This window comes from Microbulbifer sp. ALW1 (genome assembly GCF_009903625.1).
Taxonomy (GTDB): Bacteria; Pseudomonadota; Gammaproteobacteria; order Pseudomonadales; family Cellvibrionaceae; genus Microbulbifer.
On the sequence record NZ_CP047569.1, the window covers coordinates 2,437,053 to 2,449,744 of the forward strand.

Genomic DNA, 12,692 nt, shown 5'->3' on the forward strand with positions numbered 1-12,692 from the left:
AGAGTCTCGTAGTATGACAGAACTCTCCTGGCTGACCCTGCTGCCACCTTTTATAGCCATCGGCTTAGCGCTTCTCACCCGGCAGGTGTATCTCGCACTGTTTGCTGGCATCTGGCTGGGTTTTTTCCTGCTTAACGGCTCGGGATTTTTCCCCTCACTGGCCGAGGCGCTGGATGGTGTACTGGCGGTACTTGCCAATCCTGGCGATGCGCGGGTGGTCATGTTCACGCTGGTGATCGGTGCCTTCATCATTACGCTCGAGCGCTGCGGAGCGGTCAGTGGCTTTGTGCGTTTTCTGGAGCGCAGCCGCTGGGTGACGAACGGAAAGCGTGCCCAGTGGATGGCGTGGTTGGTTGGGATCGTTATCTTTATCGAGTCCAATATCACGGTACTGGTTGCCGGTACCGTGTCGCGGCCGCTGTTTGACCGCTTCCGGGTCGCGCGGGAAAAGCTGGCCTATATTATCGACTCCACATCGGCACCCGTGTGCATGCTGATTCCACTCAATGCCTGGGGTGCGTTCAACCTTGGCCTGCTGGATGGACTCGGGGTCAACGACCCGCTTGAGGTTTTGCTGGCGACCATTCCACTCAACCTGTATGCGATTTGCGCCGTTGCGCTCACCGCTTTCACCATCGCCCGGGATTACAACCCGGGACCAATGGCGCAGGCTCAGGCGCGCACCAGCGGCGGAGAGCTGGATGGGATCGACATCAGCGAAAGCACCGGGGAAAAAAGCCATATCAAGCCGCGTGTCATCAATATGCTGCTGCCGATCCTGGTGCTGGTGCTGGCAATGCCTATCAGTCTCTGGATTACCGGTGACGGCAAAATTTTTGAGGGTTCCGGTTCAACTTCGGTGCTCTGGGCATCTCTCGCCGCCTTGGCGACGGTTTCCATTCTGGTATTGCTGCAACGCAGCATGTCGCTGGACGAACTCAGCCACACCTGGATGGAAGGGGCCGGGCGCATGTTGCCGCTGGCCATTATTCTGGTTCTGGCGCTGGCCTTGGGAGCTGTCTCCAAGACCCTGGGGACCGGGCAGTATGTGGCTGGCCTGGTGGGTGATTCGATTCCGCTGGGATTATTACCGGTGGTGATTTTTCTGGTATCCGGCGTGATCGCTTTCTCCGTGGGGTCCAGCTGGGGAACCTTCTCCATTATGTTGCCAATCGCCATTCCGGTGGCAAGCGCCTTGGGGGCCGACCCGACCCTGTTTGTCGCGGCGGTGCTGTCCGGTGGCATTTTCGGGGACCACAGCTCGCCGATTTCCGACACCACCATTGTGTCGTCACTGGCTGCGGGGACCGAGCATATCGAGCATGTGCGCACGCAGTTACCCTACGCAATGCGCGCCGGTGTGATCAGTGCCTTTGGCTTTATCGCCTTGGGTTATTTGATGTTGTAACCGGAAGTTCGCACTCAATATCTATTGCGTCTGTGCTCGTTACGGAGAAATCCCAACCACGCATGAGAATGCGGCGTCAGGTCTTGCCCCTGGCGCCAGATCAACCGGGGACTAGCTCAGTACAGGTTTGAAAAGTACGACTAGTTGCCACTTTAGTACAACCCTTGTCGCCATTGCCCACGCATCATAGAAATTTCCCCGGTCTCCCGGCTTTTCAACAGTGTCGGGGCGTCGTCAGAATTTCTATGTTCAAGCGTGATACGCGAGGTGATCGAGTTATGGGTTTTAATGTTCGACTTCCCTCCAGGCTACTCCTGGTCAGTTTCTGTGTCTGTGTTCTTTGGAGCTGCTCCAGGGAGACCGCGGTTCATCCTGTGGAAGATGTGAAGGTACATGTAAACCAAGTGGCGGTGGAGCTGTATGGCCCCAAATCTGCGGTGGTCAGCCACCGGGGCGCGCCAGCACTGGGCCAGTTTCAGCTGCAATCGACTGACGGAAAAAGGGCGTATCAGGCGGCGTTACAACCGCTTGATGCCTTTGGTGAGTGGGAATCTGGCCGCCAGTATTACACGGCAAATTTCTCCGAGGTCAATACCGCGGGTGCGTATCGTATAGCTGTTGAATTCGAGAGTGCGGAACCGGTTCTGTCTGCGCCGTTCCAGATTCTGGAAAATGCAGGTTTTACAATGACTGCTGCCGCGGTTTTGCAGTACTTCAAGGACAATCGCTACACCCACGAAGAAGACCGAAATATCCGTATTTTTGGTTCCGACGATCACGTGGATGTCTGGGGCGGCTGGATGGATGCCGGTGGCGATACCGGTAAGTACCTGTCGCACTTGGCATATTCCAATTTCCTGCCCCCTCAGCAAGGAGCCATAGTGCCCTGGGTGCTGGTCAGTTCCTACGAGCGGATTCCACACCTGTATCAGAATGCGGGGCTGGAAGCTTCACTGATCGAAGAGGTGTTCTGGGGGGCGGATTATCTGCACCGCATCCTTGACCCCAAAGGTTTCTTTTATATGACCGTATTTGATCAGTGGGGCTCGGGCGCGGAGCGCATGATTACGGGCTATGAAGGCCTCGACGGTGTCTACACCGAGAATTTCCAGGCGGCCTTTCGTGAGGGCGGTGGTATCGCCATTGCCGCACTGGCAGCCGCTGCCCGCCTGAGTCATGCGAGCGGCCTGCAGGGGGAATATTCCGGGGCACAGTATCTTGCCGACGCCGAGCGCGCCTTCGCCCATTTGCAGGCTAATAATGCCGCTTATTGTGACGATGGCAAAGAAAATATCATTGATGACTACACGGCTCTGGTTGCAGCGACTGAGTTGTATCGAACGACGGGTGCAGACCGTTATCTGAATGCTGCGCGCCAGCGCGCTGCATCACTGAATGAGCGGATGACCGCTGATGGTTGGATGATCAGCGATGGCGCCCAACGCCCGTTTTATCACGGCGTTGAAGCGGGTCTTCCCATTCTGGCGCTGGCGGCCTACACCGAAATCGAATCGGATCCAGCAGCCATTGCACTGAGTAAAAATTCCATAGCAAGGGCATTGGCTTTCCAGCTTGCGCTCAATAGCGAGGTAGTGAATCCCTACAATTATGCCCGTCAGTATTTCCGTGCCTACAAGGACGGGACCTATAGCGAGGCGACGAGTGGGTTTTTTATGCCGCATGCCAATGAAACCAATTATTGGTGGCAGGGTGAAAATGCGCGTCTGGCATCGCTGAGTGCGGCGGCCATTGTCGGTGGGCGCTTGGTGGATGTGGAGGTGGGTGCGCCCTACGGCGTTGCTCCGAAGCTGTCACAGTTCGCCCAGAATCAGCTGGACTGGATTTTTGGTCGCAACCCCTATGATGTGTGCATGATGTACGGCTTCGGCGTAGCGAACCCGCCCCATGCGGACAGTGCCGGAAGCATGGTGAGAGGTGGGATTTCCAATGGTATTACCGGTGCCACCGCAAGCGATGAGGGCCGTGGAATTACCTGGGCAGAAGGGCCCGATTCAAATGACTGGCGCTGGGTCGAACAGTGGCTACAGCATGCCGCCTGGTATCTGTACGCGGTGAGTGCCATGTCGGCCGCTGCGGAATCGGGTGACCGTGTGGCAGCGTCAGAACCGGTGAAGCCCAGGGCCTGAATCTCACGTCAAACGTTTGCTACGGGTGGAGATTAAAGCGGCTGAAAAGCCGCTTTTTTGTTCTGCAGAAACTATTGTCAGGGCGGGGGAGAGATGGCCGGGCAGATTACTGCCCGGCCAAATTGGTAGTCACGCAATTTCTTTAGTGGGGGTGAGTACACTGTCTGGCATTGCTTCAGCGCACAGCATTGCCGCACCCAGAAGGGCGGCGCTGTCCAGCTCACTGCGCTCCAGAATCAGGTTTTCGAGAGTGCGGGGGAAGGGGAATTGTTCCAGCTCCTGGCGAGTCGCCTCGATGAAGTAATCGTAGGACTTGGCTACTGATCCCCCAAGAACCAACATATCCGGGTCAAAGGCAAGTAGGACAGTCGATAACCCCTGTGCGAGGTGGCGCCCAAATTCTGCGAGGCACGCTTGGGCGCGGACGCTGCCCGCAACGGCATCCTGGAAGACGGTTTCTCCAGGTTGGCCATAATGCCGGGTAAAAAACTTACCAGAACAGTAATCGTCGAGGCTACTGCTACCGTAATGAACGGACCCCAGCTCGCCGGCTCCACAGTTCTTCCCGGGGTAAAGCCGGTTATTTATGTAAACGCCGACACCAAAGCCGGTTCCGAGGCAGACCCCAGCAATATTGCGGTAATGGCGTCCTTTGCCGAAGTGTTTTTCACCTGCTACGAAGCAATTGACATCATTGTTTATGTAGACAAAGGCGTTGAATCGGCGCTGTAGTTCCGCGCGTAAATGTACCTTTTCCCAGGATGGAATATTAACCGCATCAAATACGATACCTTGTGGGATATCGACAATACAGGGGACGCCAATGCCGATACCGGCGACGTCCTTATGCCAGAATTCTGTAATGCAGTCCGATATAAAGTCCAGTGTTTCTTCCAAAGTGCCTGTTGCATCAAACAGGTATTTTTTTTGTTCTAACAGCGTTCCATTTCGGAGGATACCGATATTGAGTTTGGTTCCACCCAGGTCAATGGCAATAATGTCGGCCATGGTAATACTTCCTGACGAGAAAAAAGTGGCGCCCGAAGGCGCCCTGCGCAACAGTGGCAGATTCAAGGTGAATTCAGGCCTGCTGCCGTTCTGGCAACGATTCGTTAAAAGAGAGGGTTTTGTTGGTAATCAGTGGTTTCGCCCACAATCCAATACTGAAAATGTAGGCGAGCGGAATAAACAGGAAGCAGAGTCCCATTCGCAGACTGCCACTGGTATCGGCAATAAAACCTACGATGGGGGAGGCGACGGCTCCACCGAGTATTCCGGTACAGAGAATCCCGGCAAAAGAGCCGTGATCTTTTGCGAGCGAGTTCATCGCCAGGGAAAAGATGATGGACCACATCACCGAGAGAAAGAAACCTGTCGCTGGGAACGCAATACGCGCGATATCACTGCTGCCCAAAAGGGCGCAGCTCAGTGCCAGCACCGCACCGGAGGAAAACCCCAGGAGTACATATCGGCTGTCGATCAGCTTGAGCAACAGCAGCCCCAGCAGGCAGCCAATGGTCAGCATCATCCAGAACTGACTAACGGTTTCTGCGCCGATGGTTTCCGGTGGCAGGCCGTGGTAGCGCTGCAGGAACAGCGATATGCCGTTGGCCAATCCCTGTTCGGTACCTACGTAGGCGGCAATGCCAATGAAGAACAGTACCACCGTCTTTTGTTTGAAGAGTGACAATGTCGACCCTAGGGCTCCAACCTTTTCATCCTCCCGCAGTTCTACCTTGGGTAACCGGATGACGGCGACCAGGCAGATAAACAGTAGGGCGATGATGGCAAATAACCAGTACATGGATACCCAGGCCATATCGGTGTTCATGATTGACCGCAGAAAGCTGATGACAAAGCTGGACTGATTGGTGTCGTTCAGCGCTTGGGTGAGCCCGGTATAGACCAGCGGGCTGAGTGTTGCCGCACCGCCAAAGACCAACTGTGCCATCACCGAAAAGAATGCGAAGTTTTCCTCTCCCCCTGCGGTTCGCAGCAGGGGATTGATGGCTACCTGTAGCATGGCCATACCGGCACCAATCATAAACAGGGAGATCATCGCAATGTGCAGTACCGGGTACATGGCAAAGGCAAGTGAACCGGCCAGCGCTAAAGTGAATGCCACCAGCATTACCGGCTTTTCACCATAGTTGTGAATCAGCATGCCTGCAGGAATCGATGTCACCCCGTAGGCGGCGAAGAATGAAAATGGCAGAAGCCCGGCCAGCCAAAGACTTATCTGAAAGTTATCCACGAACGCCGGAAAAAGTGGCCCGAGGATGTTGGTGATAAAGGAGATCGCGAAAAAAACGGCGAGCACCAGTCCGACATGGAAAGGATTTTTTTGCATGACTCAATCCGGTTGTTATGGTTGTTATCCGCCGCTTCGGGTACGGCAAGCTTTTCCTGGCTGAAATTGATTGGGTGATAACCGCGCACATTGCGTTACCGTTGGGGAAATGATGAAAGCAAGGGCGGGCCGATTGATACACTTTTCTAACCTATGACGATACTTTTCTGCCGGCATGAGACCACGGCTGAATGGTTTCGACCGGGGGCGGCAATCTGCTATTCCGGTATTTCGCCGGAATCCCCGGGGCGCAGAAGGTGATTTGGCCATGGAGCGGGCGCCAGGCCCTGCTTCTATTGGCGGAAAAAACGGCCGGAGAAGCATAAGAGATTTGTACTGCTCGTTGATTGAAAAGTATCAAATGTACCGGGGCCTCTAGGCTAGCATGTCCGCACACATCAAATGATTTGAGTGTTTATGCCCGGCGGGCAGACAGCGGGAAGGTCAGCAACTTGTGATCATTTCCGGGTCTTTTGGGGTGAGTCTGGTGAAGTGACCGTGCCGGCCAGGCCACTCCGGGAGTTCCTGAGTTGTAGTTGAGGGAGGCTGCTTCGTTGTGGTGACAATAAAAATTATGTGCAATTGAGGAGATATGTATGAGGTCAGGATCCAAGCAACTGAAAAGAAATGTGCTGTCGGTCAGTATCGCATCGGCGATGTTGACCGCATCGGCGGGCGCAATGGCACAGGCCGAAGCGCTGGAAGAGGTCGTCGTTACCGGGGTGCGCGCCGCGCAGGCCAGTGCAGTGAATACCAAGCGGTTAGCGAACTCGGTGGTGGATGGAATTGCCGCTCAGGATATCGGCAAACTGCCAGATGTGACCATCGCTGACTCCCTGCAACGGATTCCCGGTATTCAGGTGCAGCGTACTGCCGGTGAGGGTGGTCCTGTTCAGATTCGCGGCCTGCCTTATGTCGCCACCATGTTGAATGGTGAAAGTTTCCTCAGTGCAACCAGTATTGATGCCTCCGATGCGGATTTTGGGGATTTGCCTTCCCAGCTGTTTTCTGGTGCGGATGTTTACAAATCGCCACTCACGACTACTTCGACTCAGGGGATCGCCGGTACCGTAGACCTGAAAACCCGCCGCCCATTCGACATGGAAGACGGCTGGAACTTTGCCGGTGGTGCCGAGGTTGATCAGGGTTCCTTCAGTAAGGAGCAGGATCCAACCCTGAATGGTCTTTTGAGCTGGAAAAATGACAGCGTTGGCATTTTGGTGTCTGCGGTCACTACCGAGAAGAATCTGGCTACGGATTACAACGGTTACTTCGATACCTCGGAAAATGGCGGTATCGGCTCGGCGAACAGTAATCACGATTGGAATACCCCCGCTCAGCACGGTGATATGTATTACGTGATGCCGCAGGGATTTGCCGCATTCCACAAAGCGGAAGAGCGTCATCGCGACGGTGCCAACCTGTCTTTCCAGGCGGATCTGGGTAGTGGTTTTGAGCTGGTGGCGGATTATTTCTACAGCGAGCAGGAGCGTTGGAATCGCAGGGCTGGTATCTCGCACAACAACCGCTGGCAGACCTTTGCGGATTACGCCTATGCCACAGAGTTTGGCGATAGCGCCTTTGATCACAATGGCAATGAGTGGCGCACGGTTACCGCCTACGAGGCCCGCCCTTACCGGCTGCAATCCTTTGCCCAGACCAACTACAACCACGAAACATCCAAAAACGCCAATCTCGAGTTGAATTACGACAACGGTGGCGCTCTCACCGGCCAGGTGCGTGTTACCCGGGCATCCGCAGACGCCAGTATGCGCCACGGTTATACCGAAGGGGACCTGTTGAGCATTGACCAGGGTTCTCTGGTAACCGGACCCGGCGGGTTGGTGCCGGCCGAATACTGCGGCCCTGACGATGTGCCGGTTGGTGATCAGGGAGGCTGCTACGCGGCTTACTCCCCAGGCGGTATCGAAGACAGTGATTTCATGATCGGCTACGACGTTTCCGGTGAGTATCCGGCATTCAGTGGCTTTGACCAGGTGGTGAATGGCGGTCAGGGTATGATGACCGTAGCGGACTACATGGCCAGTCTGGACTCCTACCATGTAGGTGCCTTCTCTTCAGAAGGAAACACTAACGCAAAAGGTAACCTGGATACCTTCAGCAGCAAGTGGAACTATGCGTTCGAAGATTCTGCGTTTGTAGAGAGTATGGATTTCGGTATCCGACAGAGCGAGCGCAGCGTGGATCGCGAGCAGTTTTCCTACTTCGCCGATTTCGCCGATACCGGCTGTTCCGCACAGTGGAAAGCGGTAGACCAGTTCGCCAACTCCTCTGAATGTAATCCAAACCTCGCCCAGGGTGAGATGGTGAACGGTGAATTTGTACCTTACACCCTGCTCAAGCCCACGCGCATCGATGATTACAACAATGTCATCTGGGTGAACGATTTCGGCGGTGTTACTGGGCTGCCCGGTGTGTGGGTTGCAGACCCTCGTGACTTTGACGATACCCTTGCTTTCCAGGAAAAAGTCTTCGGGCCACAGCGCAAGGTGATTGATCCTGGAATGTCGTACTCGGTGGATCTGGCAGAGTTCAGCTACTTCCTGCAGGGTAATTTCGCCTACGGTGACTTCAGCGGTAACCTGGGCGTGAAGGTGGTGGAGACCGAGCTGACCGTTCGCCAGAACGAAGTGGGCGACGGTATTCCGCACTCGGGTGCCAGCCAGGATATCGGTGATATTGTCACCAAGCGCGATTACACCGACATTCTTCCCGCACTGAACGTGGCCTACGATGTGACCGAAGACGTCAAGCTGCGTGCCGCTTATGCCGAGACCATGATGCCACTCGATCTGCTCACCTGGGGTGGCGGTATGTCGGTGGGCATGGTGTTTGACAACGCCAGTGGTCAGATGCGCCCGGCGAACGCAACACTGTCCGGTAACCCAGAGCTGGAGCCTACGCGCGCGAAAAATATGGAAGTATCCGCAGAGTGGTATCTGGGAAGTGCGACCATGGTGAGTGCCGGTCTATTCAATATTGATGTCGAAAGCTTTATTGAAAATGGCGTTGGCACCATCGCAGTGGCTGATCCGGTTTCCGGCACGAAAGTGGTTCCGATGACTGGCCCCATTCAGGGAACGGACGGTAACGTAAAAGGTCTTGAGCTTGCAGCCAAGTTGGCCTTCATTGACTTCCTGGATGCACCGGTACTTTCCGATATGGGTATCGATGCCAACTACACCCTGTCGGACAGTGGTTATGGTGAAGATGCATCGGGTAAAGACCGCCCCTTCCCGGGTAACTCCGAGCACACCTATAACCTGGTGGGTTGGTATGAGACTGACCTGATTTCGGCCCGTCTTGCCTACAACTTCCGTTCGGAGCGCTTGATCACCAGCGGCAGTAGCATCCTTGGTCTGCAGGACCTGTATCAGGACGACTACGGACAGCTCGACTTGAACGTGACCTGGAGCGTGACTGATCAACTGGATCTCTATCTGAATGGTTCCAATATTCTGGAAGAGTACCAGCAGGCATATCTGGAGTTTGAAGACCAGAAAGCGTTCCAGAACCTGTATGAAGCGCGTTGGGCTCTGGGTGCCCGCTACACTTACTAAGATGTTTCTGAGTGTAAGCGGTTAATCGTAAAAGCCACTGGGATTTTCCCAGTGGCTTTTTTAATATCTAGCATCAGAAAACATAACGAAAGAGAGTGTCGACCGACTGACACCATTAGAGATTTATGCCAGAAAGTAAGCCTGTTAAACGGATTCTAATTGTCGGTGGTGGCACCGCGGGGTGGATGGTCGCGGCCAAGTTAAGTCAACATTTCCGCAAAACCGATATCCGGATTCAGCTGGTAGAGTCTAGCGAGATCGGAACGGTTGGTGTGGGTGAGGCGACAATACCCACAATTCGCCGCTTTTATGCCTCCCTCGGTTTCACTGATGCGCAGGTCATGTCTGCAACCCAGGCCACTGTCAAGCTGGGTATTGAATTCCGTGATTGGCACAGACAGGGCGAGTCCTTTATTCATCCGTTTGGTGTATTCGGCCAGCCAGCGCACGGGATTCCTTTTCACCATTTTTGGCTCAGAGGACGAGAGTTGGGAGAAGGACAGCCACTCTCGGATTACTGTCTTGGCATTGCCATGGCACAAGCGGGCCGGTTTGCTCCACCACCGGAGAAGCCGCGCTCTGCACTGGCGGTGTTCGATTGGGCGCTGCACTTTGACGCCGGTCGCTTTGCGGCGCTGATGCGCGATTATGCCGAGTCGAATGGGGTGGTAAGAGTCGATGCCAGAATTTCTGATGTGGAGCTCGACCCCGAAAGCGGTGAGATTGCCCAGCTCCACTTGCAGGGTGGTTTATCCCTGTCCGCTGATCTGTATATTGATTGCAGTGGCTTTCAGGGGCTTCTGATCGAGCAGGCACTGAATACGGGGTACGAGGACTGGAGCCAGTGGTTGCTGTGTGACAGTGCGCTCGCGGTACAGAGTGAGCGAACCGGCGAGCCCGCCCCGCGCACGGTAGCCAAAGCGCATCAGGCCGGGTGGCAATGGCAGATACCCCTGCAGGAAAGACAGGGCAACGGCCATGTGTATTGCTGTGCATTTATGGAGCGGGATACGGCGGAACAGACGTTGCGGAGTCATATTGACGGAAAGCTGCTTCACGAGCCCAGGCCATTCCGCTTCACTGCAGGCCGGCGCCGGCGGGCATGGAATAAAAACTGTATCGCAGTAGGGCTGGCAGCAGGCTTTATCGAGCCTTTGGAAAGCACCAGTATTGCCCTGGTGGAAACAGCTATTGAAAAAATTTGTGGCAGCTTTCCGCACCCATATTATGGTGAGGCAGAAATCGAGCGGTTTAATCGGGTAACGGCCGAAGAATATACCCATATCCGGGATTTTATCATTCTGCACTACAAGGCCAATCAGCGCTCCGATAGCGATTTCTGGCAACACTGTCGCAATATGGCGATACCCGACTCCCTGGAAGAGCGGCTGGCAGCCTATCGCGAACAGGCAATGTTACACCGTCGGCCTTGGGAAATTTTTCACCCTGACAGCTGGCTGGCGATTTACAGCGGGTTCGATTGTTATCCCCGAGTCTATAACAAGCGGGTGCAGGAAGTGCCGACAGAAGTTCTCAAACGCAATCTGGAGCGCATGCGTCAAACGGTTGCGAAGGTCGTATCGCAACTTCCCCCGCACGGCGAATTTCTTCGCGCTGTTTGCCCGTCGGATGTGCGGAAATAGGGCGGTACCGAACATAAGTCTGGAGGCGAACCGTGCGACAAACCAGTGAAGCGATCAAGGATATTGTCATTGTCGGTGGCGGGACGGCCGGGTGGATGGCAGCAATTATGCTGTCTACGGTCTGTGGCCGAGGGCCGCAGAGCCCGTCCGTTACCCTTATTGAGTCACCGGACATCCCGATTATTGGGGTCGGCGAAGCGACGGTTCCACCATTTCTCCAGTTTCTAAAAAGCAACGGTATCGATGAGCGGGCGTTTGTTCAGGCAACTCAAGCAACATTCAAGTTGGGAATTCGCTTTGAGGACTGGTTGCAAAAAGGAAAAACGTACTTTCATCCCTTTGGCGATATTGGGCGCTCCCTGGATGGACACGAGTTTTATGCGCTGTGGCTGAAGTGTGGCGCGGACGCATTGTCACCGCTGATGGCCCATGCTCCGGCCGCAGTGATGGCGCAGCAGGGGCGATTTGTACCCCCAGCACAGGTGAGTGGATCACCCGTAGCGGGCGCCAATTACGCGTTGCACCTGGACGCATCACTGGCAGCCGGCTTTCTGCGCAATACGGCTTGCGATCGCGGTGTACGCCGGATTGAAGCCACCGTTGACAAGGTTTTACAGGATAAAAAAGGCTTCATCGAACGGTTGCAGTTGTCCGACGGTACATCGGTGCCGGGTGACTTGTTTGTAGACTGTACCGGTTTCAAAGGGCTGCTGATTGAGGAGACCCTGAAAAGTGGCTTTGAAGACTGGTCGGACTTTCTACCCTGTGATCGAGCAGTAGTGGCGCCTACTGAAAATCTGGCTGGAATACCACCATATACAGTAGTGCGGGCGTTGAACGCGGGCTGGAAGTGGACAATTCCACTCCAGCACCGAACGGGTAATGGCTACGTGTATAGTAGCCAGTTCTGTAGTGACGATGAGGCCCGCGAGGAGTTTCTGGCATCTCTGGGGGCGCCGCCAACAGTTGAGCCCAGAGTCATTCCATTTCGAACAGGCGTGCGCAAAAAAATCTGGAGTAAAAATTGCCTTTCTCTGGGGCTGGCGTCGGGTTTTCTGGAGCCGTTGGAGAGTACGGCGATACACCTGGTGTTCAAAACGCTGTCCCATTTTATCCGCAATTTTCCGGATTCCGATTTTGATCCGATATTGCAGCGAGCATTTCACAACAATATCTATGGAGAGTACCGGGCCGTGCGGGACTTTCTTGTGCTGCATTACTGCACTACCCAACGCAAGGACACGGCATTCTGGCGGTGGTGCCAGACGATGCCCATTCCCGAGAACCTGCTAGAGCGTCTGGAGGCGTTTCGGGCGCGGGGCCTGTTACTGCCGCCGGAGCATGAAAATTTGTTTGGTAACAACAGCTGGTATGCCGTATTGGAAGGAATGAGCGTACGTGCGCGGAAGTATCACCCACTGATTGATGTATTGCCTGCTGATCGCCTGACGCAATCGCTATCCTCCGGGGAAAAGGCAATAGCCGCATTTGTAGAGGAGTTGCCGGAGCATCATGCGTTTATTCGGGAATATTGTCCTGCGCTTGCAATTTAGTACCGCCTGT

General features: G+C 54.8%; 7 protein-coding genes. 5 read left to right on the forward strand and 2 right to left on the reverse strand.

Features of this window, described 5'->3' with window-relative positions; translation table 11 throughout:
• Positions 1-13: 13 nt before the first annotated feature.
• Both GRX76_RS10105 and GRX76_RS10110 read left to right on the forward strand, forming a co-directional pair.
• Positions 14-1,408 carry a Na+/H+ antiporter NhaC family protein gene (locus GRX76_RS10105; protein ID WP_160153195.1) on the forward strand — a complete coding sequence of 465 codons (1,395 nt, stop codon included), beginning with the start codon at positions 14-16 and terminating at the stop codon, positions 1,406-1,408.
• 374 nt (positions 1,409-1,782) lie between these two features.
• On the forward strand, positions 1,783-3,555 hold the full coding sequence (locus GRX76_RS10110; RefSeq protein ID WP_160153196.1) for a glycoside hydrolase family 9 protein: 1,773 nt from the start codon (positions 1,783-1,785) through the stop codon (positions 3,553-3,555).
• Positions 3,556-3,684: 129 nt separating this feature from the next.
• Here GRX76_RS10110 and GRX76_RS10115 read toward each other — a convergent pair whose 3' ends face one another.
• Positions 3,685-4,563: an ROK family protein gene (locus GRX76_RS10115; protein WP_160153197.1), complete on the reverse strand. Its 879-nt coding sequence runs from the start codon at positions 4,561-4,563 to the stop codon at positions 3,685-3,687.
• Between the two features lie 73 nt (positions 4,564-4,636).
• Positions 4,637-5,905: an MFS transporter gene (locus GRX76_RS10120; protein ID WP_160153198.1), complete on the reverse strand. Its 1,269-nt coding sequence runs from the start codon at positions 5,903-5,905 to the stop codon at positions 4,637-4,639.
• Between the two features lie 596 nt (positions 5,906-6,501).
• Between GRX76_RS10120 and GRX76_RS10125 the strand changes: the two genes are divergently transcribed.
• From GRX76_RS10125 to GRX76_RS10135, 3 genes are all read left to right on the forward strand, one after another.
• The gene (locus tag GRX76_RS10125; RefSeq protein ID WP_160153199.1) at positions 6,502-9,486 is read left to right on the forward strand and encodes a TonB-dependent receptor; all 2,985 of its coding nucleotides are present in this window, start codon (positions 6,502-6,504) and stop codon (positions 9,484-9,486) included.
• Positions 9,487-9,611: 125 nt separating this feature from the next.
• A complete protein-coding gene (locus GRX76_RS10130; protein WP_160153200.1) occupies positions 9,612-11,129 on the forward strand; it encodes a tryptophan halogenase family protein in 1,518 nt (505 codons plus the stop codon).
• A gap of 32 nt (positions 11,130-11,161) precedes the next feature.
• Positions 11,162-12,682, forward strand: coding sequence for a tryptophan halogenase family protein (locus GRX76_RS10135; RefSeq protein ID WP_160153201.1), 1,521 nt, complete (start codon positions 11,162-11,164; stop codon positions 12,680-12,682).
• Positions 12,683-12,692 lie beyond the last annotated feature (10 nt).